Origin of the sequence: Devosia sp. SL43 (genome assembly GCF_021729885.1) — a bacterium.
In the GTDB taxonomy this organism is placed as follows: Bacteria; Pseudomonadota; Alphaproteobacteria; order Rhizobiales; family Devosiaceae; genus Devosia.
In genome coordinates, this window is sequence record NZ_CP063401.1 from 3071257 (window position 1) to 3088979 (window position 17723).

A 17723-nucleotide genomic window follows, 5' to 3' on the forward strand; every position below is an offset into this window, starting at 1 on the left:
GGCGTGCCAGGATTCACGCCACCGCTTCAGGCGCCAGCGCGCAGGCGGGGACGCCATCGCCCCAGACGATCTCGACGGTGGCATGGGTGATGCCATAGTCGGCTGCCAACGCTGCCTTGACAGCCCGAGTCACCGCCGCCGCATCGGCCCCCGTATCCAGCACAATCTCCAGCGTCGCCACCGGCTTGCCCGATGTAATCGACCAGACATGCACATGCCGCACGGCGGCGAGCCCCGGCACCTTGGCGACGAGCGCCTTGCTCAAATCCTCGATCACCACATTACCGGGCGTGCCCTCCATCAGGATATGCAGCGAATTGCGCAGCAGGGCCCAGCCGCTGCGCAGGATGAGGAGGCTCACCACGACGCTGAGGATGGGATCGATCGGCATCCAGCCGGTGAGCCAGATCACCACGGCAGCGCTGATCGCCGCGACCGAGCCGAGCAGATCGCCCAGCACATGCACCATGGCGCCACGAATGTTCACATGCCCCTTGTCGCCGCGCGACAGCACGATGAACACGACGATATTGACGAACAGCCCGAGAACCGCGACCACAAACATCGGGCCGGCCAGGACCTCATGCGGGGTCATGAAGCGCTGGATGGCCTCGTAGATGATCCAGCCGGTGAGCGCGAATAACAGCAGCGCATTGACGAGACCGGCCACCACTTCGAGCCGCATATAGCCAAAGGTCCGCTGACCATCAGATGCGCGGCGCCCGAAGCGGAAGGCGGCCCAGGCCAGCAGCAGGGCCGCTGCATCGGTGAACATATGGCCGGCATCGGCGATCAGCGCCAGCGAGCCCGAGAGGAAGCCGGCCACGATCTCGGCGACCATGAAGCCTGCAGTCAGCAGGAAGCCGATAAAGACGACACGCTCGTTGCTGGCACTGACGGTCGGCGCGTGGCTGTGTCCTGCGTGATCGTGACCGGAGTGATCGTGAGCATCATGGCTGTGGTCATCGTGGTGGGCATGATCAAGCCCGGCATGGTTATGCCCGCTGTGATCATGACCGGCATGATCATGCGCGTGGTTTGCCTTGCCGCCATCGGCCATAACAGCTCTCCTCAAAAATCTACCATATGAATACATGTTCATATGTGCAGATCAAGGGCGGATATACGACGCCCCTGCGGTCAGGTGTCGCTGTCGTCGTCGCCCTGGTCTTCCATGGCGTGCTCGATCATGTCGACCAGCATATGGGCGATATGCTCGTCGGCCGTCTCGTAGAACACCTGGCGATTGCGCCGTGTTCCCCGCACCAGCCGGGCCGCGCGCAGCAGCCGCAGGTGGTGGCTGACCAGCGATGGCGAGGCATTGACCGCCTTGGCAATATCGCCGACGGCGATCGGGGCGGCGAGACAGGCCAGCAGCACGCGCAGGCGTGTCGGATCGCCCAACAGGCGGTAGGTCTCGGCGATGACTGTGATCTGGGCGTCGCTGGGTGCGCTCACGGCGGGCTACTCTTGGGCTTGCTGCTGCAAGAGGTAAGACGCTTCGACGTGTTACGCCAGAGGGTGGCCCGGACCGAAACATCGTGCCAAGCTGGTAGCAGGATGGAGGAATCGACATGACTTTCCGCGCGCTGGTCACCGATCGGGATGCCGAGGGCAGGGTGAGCTCATCGGTCCAGACACTGAACGAGGCCCAGCTGCCTGAGGGCAATGTCACCGTCGATGTCGACTGGGCCGGCCTCAACTACAAGGACGGGCTTTGCCTCACTGGCGGCGGCGGCCTGGTGCGGACCTATCCGCATGTGGCCGGCATCGACTTTGCCGGGACGGTGCGCGAGAGCGGCGACGACCGCTACAAGGCCGGCGACAAGGTGCTGCTGACCGGGTGGCGTGTCGGCGAGACCCACTGGGGCGGCTATGCCGAGCGGACGCGGGTCAATGCCGACTGGCTGGTGCCACTGCCGCGCGGGCTGACCACGCGCGATGTGATGACGATAGGCACCGCCGGCCTGACCGCGATGTTGGCCATCGATCGGCTGGAAGCGGGTGGCCTGACGCCGGAGGCCGGTGAAGTGCTCATCACCGGCGCGGCGGGCGGCGTCGGCTCGATCGCGACGAGCCTGCTGGCGCGGTTGGGCTATCACGTGGCGGCTTTGTCCGGTCGACCACAGCATGCCGAGGCACTCAGGACGTTGGGGGCATCGGTGATTATCGATCGCAACGAGTTTCTGGGGCAGCCAGATAAGCCGCTTGAATCGGCGCGGTTCGCGGCGGCCATCGACAATGTGGGCGGCAAGGTGCTGGGCAAGCTGCTCAAGCAGATCAAGTATGGCGGCCAGGTCGCCAGCGTCGGCAATGCCGGCGGCATCGACCTTTCGACCAACGTGCTGCCGTTCATCCTGCGGGGGGTAACGCTCATGGGGATCGACAGCGTCATGCAGCCCTATGCCGCCCGGGTGAAGGCCTGGCGCCGTATCGCCCTGACCCTGGACCTCGCCGCCTATGCGGGGCTGGTGCGGCAGGTCGGGCTGGAGGGGTTGCCCTATGCGGCCACACAGATTTTGGCGGGCGAGGTGATTGGAAGGGTGCTGGTGCGGCCGCGCTAGCGATACCCAGCGGCCTGCAGCTCAAACAGCTCGGCATAGCGTCCGCGCAGGGCGACCAGCTCCTCGTGTGAGCCCGATTCCAGGATCGCGCCATTCTCCAGAACAAGGATACGGTCGGCCATGCGGACCGTCGAGAAGCGGTGCGAGATGATTACGGCAGTCTTGCCGACCGCCAGGCTCTTGAAGCGGGAGAACACCTCGGCCTCGGCCTTGGCGTCGAGCGCGGCGGTTGGTTCGTCGAGGATGATCAGGTCGGCGTCGCGCATATAGGCGCGGGCGATGGCGACCTTCTGCCATTCGCCGCCGCTGAGGTCGCGGCCCTTCTTGAACAGGCGACCCAGTTGCTGGTCATAACCCTCTGGGAGCTTGGCGATGACGGCGTCGGCCAGGCTCCGTTCGGCGGCATCGGCAATGACCGCCATGTCATGCTGCTGTTCGATGCGGCCGACGCCGATATTCTCGCGGGCCGAGAGGCTGTAGCGGATAAAGTCCTGGAAGATCACCCCGATATGGGCGTGGATATCGGCGACGGCAAAATCCTTGAGGTCGATGCCGTCGACGGTGATGCGACCTTCATTGGGATCGTAAAGCCGGGTCAGCAGCTTGACGATGGTCGTCTTGCCGGCGCCGTTCTCGCCCACCAGCGCCAGCGTTTCGCCGGCCCGAAGGGTGAAGCTCAGGTGGCGGATCGCCCAGCCTTCGGTGTCCGGATATCGGAAACCGACATTGTCGAAGACGATGCCATCGTTGATTGGTTGCGGGAATGGCTTCGGACTGGCCGGCGACAGAATGGTCGGTTCGATTTCGAAGAAGCTGAACAGGTCGTCCAGATACATCGACTGCCCGGCGATCTGGGTGAAGCCGAGCAGGATTTTCTGGAACAACCCGTTGAGCCTCAGGAACGAGCCGGACAGGAAGGCGAGATCGCCGATGGTGAAGTCGCCGGTAATGGTGCGCCAGACGATGAAGCCGTAGGCGCCATAGTAGGTCAGCGTCGAGATGGCCGAGAACAGGGCGCCCCAGGCGGCGCGCTGGGTCGAGAGCGTGCGGTTCTCGAGAAAGATGGTGTGGGCGAGCTGTTTGAAGCGCTCGATGAGGAAAGCGCCGAGGCCGAAGAGTTTGATCTCCTTGGCCGTCTCGGCGCTGGCCCCGACATGGCGGATATATTCGAGCTCGCGCCGCTCCGGCGTGCGCCAGCGGCTCATGAAATAGGCCAGCGTATTGAAGCGCGTCTCGCCCCAGATGGCCGGCACGAAACTCAGCGGCAGCAGCAGGATCAGCCACGGCGCATAGACGAAGAGACCGGCGCCGAGCGTAATGACGGTGATGATGTCCTGCGCCTGGCCGAACATCTGGCTCAGCAGCGCATTGCGCCCGGCCGCCTGGCGGCGGGCGCGTTCGAGGCGGTCCTGATATTCGGCCGATTCGAAATGCATCAGGTCGAGCTTGGCGGCATGGGCCATCAGCTCGACGCTGACCTGGTTGGAATGGAGTTCGGAGAGGACGGAATCCACCAGACCCGTCGCCCTGGCCAGGATGTCATTGGCCAGCACCAGGGTCAGTTCGAGCGCCAGCAGCGCCAGCATGGGATTGAGCGTGCCGCTGCTCCACCAATCCATGAAAGCCGGGCCTGGCGGCGTGATGCTGCTGAGGCGGACCACCTCGTCGACGATGAGTTTGGCGGCATAGAGCACGGCCACCGGTTGCAGCGAGGCGATGAGGCGCAGGGCAATGCTCGCCGCGGTCAATGGCCGGCTGGTGCGCCAGATCTGCGCCACGAGCCGGCCGAGATGGCCCAGGTTTTCGAGGCGTTCTTTGAAGGTGGGGGCTTTGTCGGGCGTGGGCGGCGGACGGCGCCCCGGGAGGTCGGTCATGGGGCGATGATAGCGGGGGCGGGTGAAGGGGGGAATACGTTTGAAAATTAAGGAGTCGTAATGATTTTGCCGGACCATCAGTCGACGCCCTCCCCCCTTGTGGGGAGGGATCAAGGGTGGGGTTCACACGCATGGAGCTTGCGGAACCATACCCCCTTCCTGCTCGATAACGGACTTAGCGAAGGGCTAAGTCCTATCTCGCTTCCCTCCCCACAAGGGGGAGGGTTGACGACTGATGGTTTCGCCATCCTGACAGTGGCCTCGGGTTAGGCCCGACGGCCGGTGGGTGGGGCGGGATGGCGATCAATACCGCTCGAACGCCTTGGGCTTGTTGCCCATGATGGCCTCGATCTTTTCGACCACGTCCGGCGTCAGCTTGGACTTGGACTTGAGTGAGGCCAGGTTGTCCTCGAGTTGCGACTTCTTGGACGCGCCCAGGATGACTGTCGAGACATGCGGGTTGGAAAGGCACCAGAGCAGGGCCAGGTGATGCACCGGCAGGCCGATTTCCTTGGCGAGCTTGGCCAGCTGCGCGATCTTGTCGAGCTTGGCCTTGCCCTCTTCGCTGGTCCATTCCTTCTTGAGCCATTCGTAGCCCGGCAGGTTCATGCGGCTGTCTGATGGAATGCCGTCATTGTATTTGCCGGTGAGGGCGCCCGAGGCCAGCGGCGACCAGATGGTGGTGCCCAGGCCCATCAGGTCATAGAGCGGCAGGTAGTCGTGCTCGACCTTTTCGCGGACGAAGAGGTTGTATTGCGGCTGCTCCATCTGCGGGCCGATGAGGTTGTGGGCCTTGGCCACGGCCCAGGCTTCGGTGAGCTGCTGGGCGGTCCATTCGGAGGTGCCCCAGTACAGCACCTTGCCCTGGGTGATGAGGTTGTGCATCGCCCAGACGGTTTCCTCGATCGGGGTATCGATGTCGGGGCGGTGGCAGAAATAGAGGTCGAGATAATCGACGCGTAGGCGCTTGAGCGCGGCATGGGCCGCTTCGGTGACATGCTTGCGGGAAAGGCCCTTCTGCGTCGGCTTGCTGCCGCCCCAGAACACCTTGGACGACACGGCATAGCTGTCTCGGCTCCAGCCCAGTTCCTGCAGGGCTGCGCCCATCAGCGCTTCGGATTCGCCGGCCTCATAGCCTTCGGCATTGTCGAAGAAATTGACGCCTTCGTCATAGGCCAGGCTCATCAGCGCCATGGCTTCTTTCTGGTCGACCTGTTTGGAAAAAGTGACCCAGCTTCCAAGCGACAGTTCGCTGACCTTGAGGCCAGATTTGCCCAAGCGACGATATTCCATGTGACTGTTCCTGCTGTTTGCGGCTCCGAGGCCGCTTCACTCCATCGGCATTCGGCGATGGATGTTTGCGTTCATACGACCTGTGGGATTGTCTGTAAAGTCGTCTCCCGCACGTCATTGAACCATCACGCCGACAAGGCGTTCCATGATCACGGCTGAAAGGATTATCGACAATGCTCAAGGACAAGGACTCTGCCGCCATCGTCGCGGTGTCGGATATCGCGCGGGCCAAGGGCTTTTATGCCGATACACTGGGCCTAGACCTGGTGCACGGCGATGACAACATGCTGATCTTCAAAACCGGCGCGACGCAGCTGGTGGTCTATGTTTCGGACTATGCCGGGACCAACCAGGCCAATGCGGTTGTATGGGGCTTGGGTGACGAGATCGAGGCGATCGCCGCAGTCTTGAGAGAGAAGGGCGTCAGGTTCGAGCACTATCCGCACATGGGCATGGACTATACCGGCGGCGTCCATTCCAGCGGCGACTTCAGGGCCGTATGGCTGAAGGATCCGGATGGGAATATCCTGCATCTGAACAATATGTAGCTGCCACGCCCTCGTGGTTCGAGGCTCGCGAAGAACTCGCACCTCACCATGAGGGCTACTGGTACCGCGCTAACAACAGCCCTCATGTGAGGTGCACTTCTTCAGCGCCTCGACCACGAGGACGTGGCACTACGGCCGCTCGCGCAGGAACCGGGCGAGATCATCCGTCACATGGTGGACATGCGGGCCGGCGGCGCGGCCCAGTTCCCAGGCCTCCACTTGCTCATGGGCATAGTCTTCGGCGGCGACCACCTGCACGGTTGTCATGCCCACTTCATGCGGCACGACGAGATTCTTTTCGAGGTCGTCGAACATGGCGGCACGGCTGGGGTCAATGCCGTGCAGGGCAAAGAAACCGTCATAGGCCGCCTTGTGCGGCTTGGGCACGTAGGTCATGGCGCGGATATCGTGGACATGCTCGAACAGGTCGTCGCCACCAAGCTGGCGCAGCACGGATCGGGCATGGCCGACATCGCCATTGGTCAGGATGAACTTGCGGCCGGGCAGGGCGCGGATGGTGTCAACCAGGTCAGGGTGGGCGATAACCGGCGAGTAGTCGATGGCATGGACGCTGGTGAGGAAATGATCGGGATCGATCTCATGGCGCGTCATCAGGCCGTTCAGCGTCGTGCCATAGTCGCGGTAGTAGGTTTTCTGCAGGCTACGGGCGGAATCGAAATCGAGCTGGGTCACGTCCATCACATAGTTGGTGATGCGCGTATCGATCTGGGCGAAGAGGTTGCAGGTGCGTGGATAGAGGGTGTTGTCGAGGTCAAACACCCAATCGGTCACGTGGCTGAGGCTTCTAGTGGCAGGCGGCGCAAGGTCGTTCATGCCGCCAATATAGGCCAAAATGCTGAAGGATTCACGTAACGGGTTTGGGAACGGCGCCTGTAGCGCCGTTCCCAAAGATATCACTCAGCAGCAGCCGTATTGGCTTCCACGGCAAAGCCGAGGGCCGAGATCAGCCCAGCCGGGTTGGCAGCGGCGGCCATCAGCACCAGCACCGAGGTCGGCGACGGCGGGGCAACCTTGACTTCAAGGCTCTTCGGATCGTCGAGGAATTCGGAAACCGGCGGCACGATGACGTCGTTGAGTTCCGGAATGCCGGTCTCGGCGATCACGCCAGGCAGCATGGCCTTGAGGCCTTCGACGAACGTGGCGCGATCGGCGCCCGAGGACGATGCGAAGAAGTCGAGCAGCTTGGGCGCCAGGCCGGCATCGTCATAGCGCACCGAAGCGCCAATGACCGACACGCCCTGCATGATGGCCATGCCCTGCATCATCTGGGCCTGCGACTGCTCTTCGGTCATCTCGCCGCCACCGCTCATGGAGGCCTGCATGGCGTAGATCTGGTCGAGCACGGCCGGGGTGAAGCCCGAAATGTCGGCAGTGATGTTAAGGGCGCCGACATCGGCAAAGTCGAACAGCATTTCGCCGACTGTCATGCGACCGTCAGCCATCGACCAGGTGAAGTCGCCGGTGATGTCGCCGGAGATGGAGGTGAGGCCCAGGGCTTCGATGATGGCGCCGGCGGAAGGGTCTTCCTCGCTGACGGTCGACAGGTCGGCGGTGATGCCGCTGATCGCCAAGGTCGAAGCCACGTCGGTCAGCTCGGTCGCGCCGTGCTGCGGATTGAAGGTGGAGCCGGCTTCGATAGAGTCGATCGAGATGACCTCTTCGCCATCGCGCGTCACCGACAGGGGGCCGGTCGAGAAAGTTTCATAAAGCTGCATCAGGCCGATCGCCGGCACCGGACTGCCAGCTGGCAGGTAGAAGCCGTCAACGCGGATGTCGGACAGGGTGACATGGCCGGTCGGCTCTTCGGCGAAGTCGGTGTCGATATCGGGAATGGTCAGGGATTCAGCCATGTAGCTGCCATCGGCATTCTCGGTCACGCCCGAGAAGGTCAGCTCGGTGTCGAAGGTCATGGTCTCCATCGGCGCCTCAGGCGTCGAGACGATGGTCACGCTGCCGCCGTCGATAGTGATGGTGTCGCCGTCGAGCGTTGCTTCGCCCAGCGTGACGTCGTAGCCGATGGTCTTGTAGACTTCGATGATGCGGTCGGCGAATGCCTGCGCTTCGAGCGCATTGGCCTGGCCCATCATGACGGCGGTCGCGACGCCGCCAAGCAGCATCGTGGTGGCAATTTTGGTGATCGTCATCGTCTTCTCCGGCTTTGTTTGTCTTGCTTTGGCGGGGCAGGCGGAATGAACAGTAGAGTGGAGCCCATCTCCCCCGCAGATGGCCCCTTGTCCCTTGAATTGCAATAGAATCTGGCCAGAACGCGGCCCTGATTTCTATTCGCGGTTTATTGCGACATAACGATGTACCGCAGATGAACGGCGCCGTTCAGCCGCGTTCATGGTCGAGGAACTGGCGGTAGGCCGGATTGTCGGTCTCGTCCCAATAAGGAAAGCCGACAGCATCGATATGGGCGATGAAGTCGGCGCGCGTCGATGGCGGGACCTGTACACCGACCAGCACGCGGCCATAGTCGGCGCCGTGATTGCGATAATGAAACAGCGAGATGTTCCATTCGTCGTTGAGGCCCTCGAGGAATTTCAGCAGGGCGCCGGGTCGCTCCGGAAACTGGAAGCGATAGACCGTCTCGTCGGCCAGGTCGTTGACCCGCCCGCCGACCATGTAGCGGACATGGAGCTTCGCCACCTCGTTGTCGGTCATGTCGATGACCCTGAGGCCGTGATTCTGCAGCAGGCTGATGATCTCGTGCTTTTCCGCGTCGCCGCGACTGAGTTTGACGCCGACGAAAATCTTGGCCGTGGCGCCATGGGCGAAGCGATAGTTGAACTCGGTGATCGAGCGTTGGCCGAGCAGCCGGATGAAGGCGCGATAGCTGCCCGGTTGTTCCGGGATTTCCACCGCCAGCAGCGCCTCGGCGCGCTCGCCGATTTCTGCGCGTTCAGCCACATAGCGCAGCCGGTCAAAATTGACATTGGCGCCGGAGTTTATGGCAATGAGGGCGCCACGCGGGGCCTCGCCAAGCTCAACTTGGCGGCGCAGACCGGCCAACGCCAGGGCGCCCGCCGGTTCGGCAATGGCGCGCATGTCATCGAAGATGTCCTTGATGGCAGCGCAGATCTCGTCGGCGGTGACGGTGACAATATCGTCGAGCAATTCGCGGCAGATGCGGAACGTCTCCGTGCCGACCTGGCGTACGGCCACGCCATCTGCAAATAGCCCCACCTGGTCGAGCGCCACCGGATGGCCCGCCGCGATCGCCGCCTTCATGCTGGCGGCTTCCTCTGGCTCGACGCCGATGACCCTGATCTCGGGCCGCAGGAACTTGACGAAGGCGGCGATACCGGCGGCGAGGCCACCACCACCTACGGGGATGTAGATGGCGCCGATTTCGCCCGGATGCTGGCGCAGCAGCTCCATGCCGATGGTGCCCTGGCCGGCAATGACATCAGGATCGTCGAAGGGGTGGACCACGACATAGCCGTGTTTTTCGGCCAGTTCGGCCGCATGCGCGCGGGCGGCGTCGAAGCCATCGCCGAACAGCACCACCTCGCCGCCCAGCCGGCGTACGGCGCCGATCTTGATGACAGGTGTGGTCGTCGGCATGACGATGACGGCGTGCATGCCCAGCCGGGTGGCGGACAGCGCCACACCCTGGGCATGATTGCCCGCCGAAGCGCAGATGACGCCGCGGGCACGTTCCTCTGCGGTCAGCTGGGCGATGCGATTATGCGCGCCGCGAATCTTGAACGAGAAGACCGGCTGCATATCCTCGCGCTTGAGCAGCACCTCGGCACCGAGGCGTGCCGAGAGCAAGTTCATCTTTTCGAGCGGGGTTTCCTCGGCCACTTCATAGACCGACGAGGTGAGGATGCGGCGGACATAATCCTGCATGGCGGCACTCCAGTGTTGGTCCGGGAGGGACGCCGCGGCGGCAGATTTGTCAACTGGCCGGGGGTCGACTGGTTGATTGACCCGCAACCATCGGCGTGGAATGATCGTTGATTAACGATATAGCAGTGCGAGGCAGCAGCATGAGCGATTTCAACGAAAAGGTCATCGCCGACTTCAAAACGAGTGGCGGCAAGCCGGGCGGCTACTTCAAGGACGCGCCCGTGCTGTTGCTCTATACAAAGGGTGCCAAATCCGGCGCCGAGCGCCTGTCACCCCTGATGTATCTGCAACAGGACGAAGACGGTCCGATCTACATCTTCGCATCCTATGGCGGGGCGCCAAACAATCCGGCCTGGTTCCATAACCTGGTGGCCCATCCTGACATCGAGATCGAGGTCGGCGACGGCACGACCATCGAACGGGTTCGGGTGCATGCGCGGGTAGTCGAGGGCGACGAGCGCGATACGATCTATGCCGAACAGGCCCGCCGCTTCCCGCAGTTCGCCGGCTACGAGGAGAAGACCACGCGAGAGATCATTCCAGTGGTGGAATTGACGCGGCACTAAGTCGGTGTGATCTGCGCCCAGAATGCATAGCTGCAATGTCTCAATCAAATGATTGATTGATGCGCAGATCAGGCGTATAGGCTCCTCGCAAACGAGGCGGCCCATGACCTTGGATCAATCCAACCCCAAGCGCGAAAGCGGTGATGACCGGCGGCTGGCCATTGCGGCGGCGGCGCGGGCGATCATCGTCGAGAAGGGGCTCGAAGGGCTTAGAACGCGCGATATCGCGCAGCGCGTCGGCATCAACATTGCGACGCTGCATTATCATGTGCCGTCCAAGGAAGCGCTGGTGGCGCTCGTCGCCGAATCCATCCGCCGTGATTTTCACGCCCAGGCGATGCAGCACCCGCGTGAGGGCAAGTCGGCGCTGGAACGGCTTCATCTCGAATTCGACGACTTCCGCGAGACCGTGCGGGATATGCCCGAGCTCATCATCGTACTGACAGAACTTGGCGAGCGGGCGCGTAGAGATAGCGCCATCGCAGCGATCGTCACGCCGCTGCACCAGTTCTGGCGCAACCAGTTCACCGACATCTATCGCTTCGGCATAGCCGATGGCTCGTTCCGGCCGGACCTCGATCCCGAGGCGGCCGCCCTGATCACCACTGGCGCCCTGTCCGACTGCTGGCGCCAGTCCAATCTCACGCGCAGTGACCGGCTCGAACAGATCCTGCTCGAACTCGACCGCGCTTTCCGCAAATTCTGATCCTGAGGCAATCCATGTCCGACACCCCCTCCCCCGGAGCGACAGCCGCGCCCGACCCGCGCCGCTGGTTGGCGCTGTTCATCCTGCTGATCGCCAATTTCATGAACCTGATTGACGTCACCATCGTCAATGTCGCTTTGCCGTCGATGCGCGATGGGCTGGGCGCTACCGACAGCCAGATCGAATGGGTCATTGCCGCCTATATTCTGGCTTTCGCGCTGGGCCTGCTGCCCTTTGGCCGCCTTGGCGATATCGTCGGGCGCACCACCCTGTTCCTCTGGGGCGTCGCCGGCTTCACCCTGGCCTCGGCGCTGTGCGGTCTTGCACCCAATATCGAATTCCTGATCGTCGCCCGCGTCATCCAGGGCCTGGCCGGCGCCATGATGACGCCGCAGGTGCTGGCCATCGCGACCGTCACCTTCCCACCACATGAACGCGGCCAGGCCTTCTCGCTGTTCGGCCTCTCGGCAGGCCTCGCCGCAGTCTGCGGGCCCATCTTGGGCGGCATCCTGATATCGGCGGACCTGTTCGGCATGTCCTGGCAGCCGATCTTCTTGGTCAATATCCCGATTGGCATTGCCGCCGTGATCGCTGGCTGGTTCCTCATCCCGCGCCTGCCCGGCCATTCCGGCCTCAGCAACGACTATGTCGGCATCGGCCTGTTCGGCCTCGGCATTCTTGCCATTGTGTTCCCCATCATCGAGGGCCGCGCCTATGGCTGGCCGCTCTGGACCTACGGCATGATCGCCGCCGGCATCGTGCTGCTGGTGCTTTTCGTGATCTGGACCAGCATCCGTGCGGCCTACAACAAGCCGCAGCTGCTCAATATGGATCTCATCGCCAACCGTCAGTTCATGTTCGGCGCGTTCGTCGTGACCGTCTTTGCCTCGGGCATCCCCGGCATGTTCATGGTGATCTCGCTGCTGCTGCAAGGCGGCTTCGGTTTCACGCCGCTGGAATCGGGCCTGACCAACACGCCATTCTCTGTGGGCGTGCTGATCGCCTCGGCCATTGCCGGGCGGTTTGGCTCCAGCTACCTGCGCGGTCGCCTGGCGCTGGCCGGTGGGCTGCTGTCCTTCGGCATCGGCTGGCTGCATTTCTACATTGCCGGCGTCACCGACAGCATCGACCACTGGCAGTTCCTGCCGCCGCTGCTGATCGCGGGCATTGGGCTGGGCCTGGGCTTCTCGTCGCTGTTCCAGCTCGTGCTGGCCAATGTGCCGCCGCGCGATGCCGGCGCCGGTTCGGGCGCGCTGCAGGCCTTCCAGCAGGTGGGTGGTGCGCTGGGCATCGCCATCATCGGGGAAATCTTCTTCAGCAATCTCGGCAACAGCTTTGCAAGCGGCGGGACTCCGCAGGCTGCCTTCTCCGGAGCGTCTGCCCTGGCGCTGTGGTACATGGTGGCGAGCTTTGCGCTGGTCCTGATCCTGGCGCCGTTCTTCAAGAAGCCGCCGACCCAGCCGCAACGTGGCGGGCCACCAGCACAACCGGTGCTGGTTGAGGTCTAGAAGCAAAGAGGGCCGCCCCAATGGGCGGTCCTTTTCATTTGGAAGGCAGTTCGGACCTACCGCACGATCAGCGTGCCAGCACCGAACTCGGTGAACAGTTCGACCAGTACCACATGCGGTGACTTGCCGTTGAGGATGACCACGCCTTCGACGCCGTTTTCCAGCGCTTCAAGGCAGGTCTCGACCTTGGGGATCATACCGCCGGAAATCGTGCCGTCGGCGATCAGTTCCTTGGCTTCGCGGACCGAAAGCTCGGGGATCAGCTTGCCGTTCTTGTCGAGCACGCCGGGCACGTCGGTCAGGAACAGCAGGCGCTTGGCGCCGAGCGAGCCGGCAATGGCGCCGGCAAAGGTATCGGCGTTGATATTGTAAGTATTGCCATCGCGACCCGGCGCGACCGGGGCGATCACCGGGATCATCTCGGAGCGGGCCAAAAGATCGAGCAGAGTGCGGTCGACTTCGACCGGTTCGCCGACAAAGCCCAGATCGAGCACCTTCTCGATATTGGAGGTCGGGTCCTTGACCATCTTCACGGCCTTCTTGGCGAAGACCATGTTGCCGTCCTTGCCGCACAGGCCGATGGCCCATTCGCCCTCGGCATTGATCAGCGCTACGATTTCCTTGTTGATCGAGCCGGCCAGGACCATCTCGACCACTTCCATGGTCCGCGCGTCGGTGACGCGCAGCCCGCCTTCGAACTTGGATTCGATTCCCAGCTTGGCCAGCATGGACGCGATCTGCGGCCCGCCTCCATGCACCACGATCGGATTGACCTTGCTCTGCTTGAGCAGGGCGATATCACGGGCAAAGGCCTGGCCGAGCTTGAGGTCGCCCATGGCGTGGCCGCCGTATTTCACCACGACGGTCTTGCCCTCATAGCGCTGCATATAGGGCAGGGCCTGGGCGAGAATGCCGGCATCGTGGCTGAACCGGTCGGTATTATCTTGATCTGACATGGACAAGCCCAATCCCAAGGCAAAGCGGCGCAAAAAAGACCGTCACGGGTCTAGAGCATGAATGTGCAAAGGAAAAGACTGATGTGATCGAATTGGCCATTGATCCGACTGGCGATTTGCTGCGTTCTACGCATGCCGGACATCGCCCGGGCAAGGGCGAGGGATAGGCACGGGTTGGGAGGCAGGCTAGAACGATGTCCACGATGCAGACTCCGTCACAGGACATTGCCGACCTCATCGCGCGTTGCGCGCTTCGGGACCGTGCGGCATTTCGTTCATTATACGAGCGGACCAGCGCGAAACTCTTCGGGGTGGTTCTGCGTATCTTAAAAGACCGCTCGGAAGCCGAAGAGGCCATCCAGGAAGTCTATGTGAAGGTCTGGCAACGCGCCGACCGCTATGTAGCCGGCAGTACCAGCCCGATAAGCTGGCTCGTCGCCGTCGCGCGAAACCATTCGCTCGACATCCTGAGGGCTCGCCGGCCGCAGGCGGACGATATCGATGTGGCGCTCGAAGTGCCTGACAGCGGCCCCAGCCCGGAACGGGCGGCCGAAGACAGCGACGAACGTGGCCGCATCGAGCACTGCCTGGGCACGCTCGAACCCGATCGTGCCGACGCCGTGCGCGGTGCCTACCTCGATGGCTATAGCTACGAGGAACTGGCCAGCCGCTACGCCGTGCCTTTGAATACGATGCGAACCTGGCTGCGACGCAGCCTGTTGAAATTGAAAGATTGTCTGACGGCATGAGCACGAGCGATGACAGCGGCGAGGATTTTGGCGGGCGCAATGCGCTGGTTGCCGAATATGTGCTTGGCCTGTTGTCGAGCGCCGAGCATGATCGTGTCGGCCGCCTTATCGAAGACAGCCAGACGCTGCGCGCCGAGCGTGACTTCTGGGTCTCTCGCTTCGCCGCTCTCAATGCCGAATTTGAGGAAACCCCTGTTCCCCCTCATCTCTATGCCTCCATCGAGGCACGGGCCTTTGGCGACGTGGTCAAGGCCGGTCGGCCTGCGGCTTCGTTCTGGGAGTCGCTCATGGTCTGGCGCGGCATCGCTGCCGGTGCGCTGGCTGTCGCTGCGGTGGCTGTCGGCTTCAACCTGATGACGCCGCGCTTCGACGCCGACCAGATGGCCGTGCAACTGGTTGCCGCGCTGCAGTCGCAGGAAGGCAGTGGCGTGGAATTCGTGGCATTCTACGACACGGCCCAGAGCCAGGTGCGCATCGTCTCGCTCGCCGGCACCGCCGTGCCGCAGAAGGACTATGAACTCTGGTATATCAATGCCGACCAGCCGGCCGTGTCGATGGGCGTTGTACCGGTCGATCAACGGCTTGAGATTCCGCTCGATGCAGAGACTCAGGCCAAGATCGGGCCCGGCACGGTGCTGGCGGTGACGCTGGAGCAGGCGGGTGGCTCGCCCACCGGTGTTGCACAGGGACCAATCGTCGCCTTGGGTAAGGCTATGGCTATCTGACGGCGAAGAGGCAATAACGCGTTGCCGCAAAATTTAGTTTCAGCTGTTCCAAGAAAAATTTCATAGCTACAAAGTATTTGTCATCGATCTGAAAAGATCGGTGGCAAATTCTTTGAAATATGATGCTTTTTTGGATTGCGGGGCGTGCGCCGAATTATTTTTAGATTTTTCGCACTATCCTGAAACTTCGCTGAACAAGGTCCCGTTCCTTCGCATGTCCCCGCCGATAAGGGGAACGAAACACAGGAAGGAACAATCAAATGAATTTCCGCGCTCTTACCCTTGCCGCCATGCTCTCGGTCTCCGCTCTCTCGGGCGCCGCCGTTTACGCTCAGGAAAACCCTGAAGTTGGCGGCGCTGCCATGTTCGCCGACAAGAACATCATCGAAAACGCCGTGAACTCGGCTGACCACACCACGTTGGTTGCCGCCGTTCAGGCTGCTGGCCTGGTCGAAACCCTGTCGGGCCCTGGTCCGTTCACCGTTCTGGCTCCTGTCAATGCTGCCTTCGACGCCCTGCCGGCTGGCACTGTCGAAACCCTGCTGAAGCCAGAGAACAAGGAAATGCTGTCGACGATCCTGGCTTGCCACGTGATCCCGGCCAAGGCCCTGTCGACCGACATCGTCGGTATGGTTGAAGCTGATGGCGGCGAGCATGTTGTCGACACCGTCGGCGGCTGCAAGCTGACCCTCAAGGCCGCTGATGGCAAGGTCACCGTGACCGACGAAAACGGCACCGTTGCCAACGTGACCATCGCCGACGTGATCCAGTCGAACGGCGTCATCCACGTGATCGACGCTGTCCTGACGCCCAAGTCGGCAATGTAACAAAGCTGGCCGTTCGGCCAGCGATGTAACCAAACGACGTGCCATGCGAATGGCACTTCGAGAGGACCCACATCCGAGCTCCGTGGGTCCTCACCAACACTTGACGCCTTTGGCCTTGCCTAAGCCAGGTCAAAGGTCGTCAAATCAGCCCCGCGTCACGTGCTGCGTCCCTCCCGCAGCCCGGGCGTGGGGTCTCTGCTGAAAGGGAAGACAAATGATCCTCGATCGTCGCAATGTCCTCTTGGGCGGTACCGCCCTGACTGCCCTGGCAGCGTTCGCCTATTTCCGGCCGATGGGCATCGCCCGCGCCGCAGAAGGTGATTTCCCTTACAAGCTGACCGACGAAGAGTGGAAGGCCAAGCTCTCGCCGGAGGCCTATGACGTGCTGCGCCACGAAGGCACCGAGCGGCCGTTCACCTCGCCGCTCAATGACGAGCATGGCAACGGCACCTTTGCCTGCGCGGGTTGTGATCAGAGGCTGTTTGCCTCTGAGACCAAGTTCGACAGCGGCACCGGCTGGCCAAGCTTTTATACCTTCATCGATGGCGCCATCGGCACCAGCGTGGACAGCGCTTTCGGCATGACCCGTACCGAAGTTCATTGCAGCAATTGCGGTGGTCACCAAGGCCATGTGTTCGAAGACGGCCCGGCACCGACCGGCCTGCGCTACTGCATCAACGGCGTATCGCTGCAGTTCATTCCGGCCTGATCGCATCACGATAGATGCGGCCCTCGCGCGCCACCCGGCGCCAGGGCCGCGCCTTGTTGAGCGCGATATCGAGCGTGGGATCGGCGCGATCGAGATCGGCCACGGCGATGTCGATACCCGCACCGCAACGCGCCAGCCATTGTCCATCCGGGCCGATGATACCGGAGGCGGGCGTATCGGCATTGGCGCAGGTGGCGGCAGCGATCCACAGGCAGGTGGTCGCCGCATGGCCGCGCAGGATGATGTCGCCCACCGGGCCCATGCCATAAATGGCGTGCAGGACGCAGTCGACGCCAAGCGCTTCATAGCCCGCGAATAATTCGGGAAACTGCATTTCGATGCAGAGCGTGAGGCCGAAGGAAAAACCGTGCTGGGCAAATGTCCGCGGTTCGAAACCCGGCGAGTACCAGTCCGAAACCTCTGAATAGGACAGCAACCGTTTGTCGTAGCGGATAGCGGTCGGCAACACATGCAGGCTGTTATGCGGTCGCCTGTTCTTCAGTGGTGTGGCCGACCCAACCACCGCGATTATCCCCAACCCGGCCGCGTAGCTCCGGATCAGCGCCTGCTCGGTCGCGAGCCTATCCCAGTCGATCTGGGCCCAGTCCTGCACCTGCGCCTTGGCATATCCCGATAGCGCGCCTTCTGGAAACAGCGCGACATCTGCGCCCTGGGCAGCCGCGCGGTCGAGCATGGCGCGGATATGTGCGCCGTTGCTGGCAATGTCCCGTTCAATCCGGCTCTGCACGACGGCTATGCGGGTAGTTTCGGCCATGCGAGCCTCAAGGCGATTGATTCTGTTGCGCGCATTGTCGATATCTC

Annotated in this window: 18 protein-coding genes; 9 read left to right on the forward strand and 9 right to left on the reverse strand. The window is 62.4% G+C overall.

Annotation, left to right across the window (positions count from 1 at the left end; translation table 11 throughout):
• Positions 1-13: 13 nt before the first annotated feature.
• Together IM737_RS15120 and IM737_RS15125 are read right to left on the reverse strand one after the other, a co-directional pair.
• Complete coding sequence (locus IM737_RS15120) at positions 14-1060, reverse strand: cation diffusion facilitator family transporter (protein ID WP_236895179.1); 1047 nt, start codon at positions 1058-1060, stop codon at positions 14-16.
• Positions 1061-1140: 80 nt separating this feature from the next.
• Positions 1141-1458, reverse strand: coding sequence for an ArsR/SmtB family transcription factor (locus IM737_RS15125; protein WP_236895181.1), 318 nt, complete (start codon positions 1456-1458; stop codon positions 1141-1143).
• A gap of 116 nt (positions 1459-1574) precedes the next feature.
• Here IM737_RS15125 and IM737_RS15130 point away from each other — a divergent pair, with 116 nt between their 5' ends.
• Positions 1575-2564: an MDR family oxidoreductase gene (locus tag IM737_RS15130; RefSeq protein WP_236895183.1), complete on the forward strand. Its 990-nt coding sequence runs from the start codon at positions 1575-1577 to the stop codon at positions 2562-2564.
• On the opposite strand, the gene IM737_RS15135 is transcribed toward IM737_RS15130, so the two are convergent.
• Entirely contained in the window at positions 2561-4438 is a 1878-nt protein-coding gene (locus tag IM737_RS15135) for an ABC transporter ATP-binding protein (protein WP_236895186.1), read from the reverse strand. The genes IM737_RS15130 and IM737_RS15135 overlap by 4 nt on opposite strands.
• Positions 4439-4741: 303 nt before the next feature.
• The gene (locus IM737_RS15140) at positions 4742-5731 is read right to left on the reverse strand and encodes a potassium channel beta subunit family protein (protein WP_236895188.1); all 990 of its coding nucleotides are present in this window, start codon (positions 5729-5731) and stop codon (positions 4742-4744) included.
• Positions 5732-5904: 173 nt separating this feature from the next.
• On the opposite strand from IM737_RS15140, the gene IM737_RS15145 reads away from it, so the two are divergent.
• Positions 5905-6279 (forward strand): VOC family protein, encoded by a 375-nt coding sequence (locus IM737_RS15145; RefSeq protein ID WP_236895190.1) that lies wholly within the window; start codon positions 5905-5907, stop codon positions 6277-6279.
• 129 nt (positions 6280-6408) lie between these two features.
• Here IM737_RS15145 and IM737_RS15150 read toward each other — a convergent pair whose 3' ends face one another.
• The 3 genes from IM737_RS15150 to ilvA all read right to left on the reverse strand — a co-directional run bounded on the left by IM737_RS15150 (position 6409) and on the right by ilvA (position 10155).
• Positions 6409-7113: a pyrimidine 5'-nucleotidase gene (locus tag IM737_RS15150; protein WP_236895191.1), complete on the reverse strand. Its 705-nt coding sequence runs from the start codon at positions 7111-7113 to the stop codon at positions 6409-6411.
• A gap of 80 nt (positions 7114-7193) precedes the next feature.
• Positions 7194-8444 (reverse strand): hypothetical protein, encoded by a 1251-nt coding sequence (locus IM737_RS15155; RefSeq protein WP_236895193.1) that lies wholly within the window; start codon positions 8442-8444, stop codon positions 7194-7196.
• A 187-nt stretch (positions 8445-8631) separates the two neighbouring features.
• Positions 8632-10155 (reverse strand): threonine ammonia-lyase, biosynthetic, encoded by a 1524-nt coding sequence (gene ilvA / locus IM737_RS15160; RefSeq protein ID WP_236895195.1) that lies wholly within the window; start codon positions 10153-10155, stop codon positions 8632-8634.
• Positions 10156-10295: 140 nt separating this feature from the next.
• Between ilvA and IM737_RS15165 the strand changes: the two genes are divergently transcribed.
• The 3 genes from IM737_RS15165 to IM737_RS15175 all read left to right on the forward strand — a co-directional run bounded on the left by IM737_RS15165 (position 10296) and on the right by IM737_RS15175 (position 12935).
• Positions 10296-10721 carry a nitroreductase family deazaflavin-dependent oxidoreductase gene (locus IM737_RS15165; protein WP_236895197.1) on the forward strand — a complete coding sequence of 142 codons (426 nt, stop codon included), beginning with the start codon at positions 10296-10298 and terminating at the stop codon, positions 10719-10721.
• A 103-nt stretch (positions 10722-10824) separates the two neighbouring features.
• Positions 10825-11427, forward strand: coding sequence for a TetR/AcrR family transcriptional regulator (locus IM737_RS15170; protein ID WP_236895199.1), 603 nt, complete (start codon positions 10825-10827; stop codon positions 11425-11427).
• Between the two features lie 14 nt (positions 11428-11441).
• Positions 11442-12935, forward strand: coding sequence for a DHA2 family efflux MFS transporter permease subunit (locus IM737_RS15175; RefSeq protein WP_236895201.1), 1494 nt, complete (start codon positions 11442-11444; stop codon positions 12933-12935).
• Between the two features lie 56 nt (positions 12936-12991).
• Here the strand turns inward: IM737_RS15175 and argB are convergent, their stop codons facing one another.
• Positions 12992-13891 (reverse strand): acetylglutamate kinase, encoded by a 900-nt coding sequence (gene argB / locus IM737_RS15180; RefSeq protein ID WP_236895203.1) that lies wholly within the window; start codon positions 13889-13891, stop codon positions 12992-12994.
• A 194-nt stretch (positions 13892-14085) separates the two neighbouring features.
• Here argB and IM737_RS15185 point away from each other — a divergent pair, with 194 nt between their 5' ends.
• From IM737_RS15185 to msrB, 4 genes are all read left to right on the forward strand, one after another.
• On the forward strand, positions 14086-14640 hold the full coding sequence (locus tag IM737_RS15185) for a sigma-70 family RNA polymerase sigma factor (RefSeq protein WP_236895205.1): 555 nt from the start codon (positions 14086-14088) through the stop codon (positions 14638-14640).
• The gene (locus tag IM737_RS15190) at positions 14637-15365 is read left to right on the forward strand and encodes an anti-sigma factor (RefSeq protein ID WP_236895207.1); all 729 of its coding nucleotides are present in this window, start codon (positions 14637-14639) and stop codon (positions 15363-15365) included. Before IM737_RS15185 ends, IM737_RS15190 begins: the two co-directional genes overlap by 4 nt.
• A 260-nt stretch (positions 15366-15625) precedes the next feature.
• A complete protein-coding gene (locus tag IM737_RS15195) occupies positions 15626-16192 on the forward strand; it encodes a fasciclin domain-containing protein (RefSeq protein WP_442874140.1) in 567 nt (188 codons plus the stop codon).
• Positions 16193-16409: 217 nt separating this feature from the next.
• Positions 16410-16901, forward strand: a complete 492-nt coding sequence (gene msrB, locus IM737_RS15200; RefSeq protein ID WP_236899940.1) for a peptide-methionine (R)-S-oxide reductase MsrB — start codon at positions 16410-16412, stop codon at positions 16899-16901.
• Here msrB and IM737_RS15205 read toward each other — a convergent pair.
• Positions 16888-17676, reverse strand: a complete 789-nt coding sequence (locus tag IM737_RS15205; RefSeq protein WP_236895209.1) for a carbon-nitrogen hydrolase family protein — start codon at positions 17674-17676, stop codon at positions 16888-16890. The genes msrB and IM737_RS15205 overlap by 14 nt on opposite strands.
• Between the last annotated feature and the right edge of the window lie 47 nt (positions 17677-17723).

What these genes read in the sequence shown, in the direction of transcription:
- IM737_RS15120 (WP_236895179.1), bottom strand. Translation starts at nt 1,060, where the DNA reads ATGGCCGATGGCGGCAAGGCAAACCACGCGCATGATCATGCCGGTCAT.
- IM737_RS15130 (WP_236895183.1), top strand. Translation starts at nt 1,575, where the DNA reads ATGACTTTCCGCGCGCTGGTCACCGATCGGGATGCCGAGGGCAGGGTG.
- IM737_RS15135 (WP_236895186.1), bottom strand. Translation starts at nt 4,438, where the DNA reads ATGACCGACCTCCCGGGGCGCCGTCCGCCGCCCACGCCCGACAAAGCC.
- IM737_RS15140 (WP_236895188.1), bottom strand. Translation starts at nt 5,731, where the DNA reads ATGGAATATCGTCGCTTGGGCAAATCTGGCCTCAAGGTCAGCGAACTG.
- IM737_RS15145 (WP_236895190.1), top strand. Translation starts at nt 5,905, where the DNA reads ATGCTCAAGGACAAGGACTCTGCCGCCATCGTCGCGGTGTCGGATATC.
- IM737_RS15150 (WP_236895191.1), bottom strand. Translation starts at nt 7,113, where the DNA reads ATGAACGACCTTGCGCCGCCTGCCACTAGAAGCCTCAGCCACGTGACC.
- IM737_RS15155 (WP_236895193.1), bottom strand. Translation starts at nt 8,444, where the DNA reads ATGACGATCACCAAAATTGCCACCACGATGCTGCTTGGCGGCGTCGCG.
- ilvA (WP_236895195.1), bottom strand. Translation starts at nt 10,155, where the DNA reads ATGCAGGATTATGTCCGCCGCATCCTCACCTCGTCGGTCTATGAAGTG.
- IM737_RS15165 (WP_236895197.1), top strand. Translation starts at nt 10,296, where the DNA reads ATGAGCGATTTCAACGAAAAGGTCATCGCCGACTTCAAAACGAGTGGC.
- IM737_RS15170 (WP_236895199.1), top strand. Translation starts at nt 10,825, where the DNA reads ATGACCTTGGATCAATCCAACCCCAAGCGCGAAAGCGGTGATGACCGG.
- IM737_RS15175 (WP_236895201.1), top strand. Translation starts at nt 11,442, where the DNA reads ATGTCCGACACCCCCTCCCCCGGAGCGACAGCCGCGCCCGACCCGCGC.
- argB (WP_236895203.1), bottom strand. Translation starts at nt 13,891, where the DNA reads ATGTCAGATCAAGATAATACCGACCGGTTCAGCCACGATGCCGGCATT.
- IM737_RS15185 (WP_236895205.1), top strand. Translation starts at nt 14,086, where the DNA reads ATGTCCACGATGCAGACTCCGTCACAGGACATTGCCGACCTCATCGCG.
- IM737_RS15190 (WP_236895207.1), top strand. Translation starts at nt 14,637, where the DNA reads ATGAGCACGAGCGATGACAGCGGCGAGGATTTTGGCGGGCGCAATGCG.
- IM737_RS15195 (WP_442874140.1), top strand. Translation starts at nt 15,626, where the DNA reads ATGAATTTCCGCGCTCTTACCCTTGCCGCCATGCTCTCGGTCTCCGCT.
- IM737_RS15205 (WP_236895209.1), bottom strand. Translation starts at nt 17,676, where the DNA reads ATGGCCGAAACTACCCGCATAGCCGTCGTGCAGAGCCGGATTGAACGG.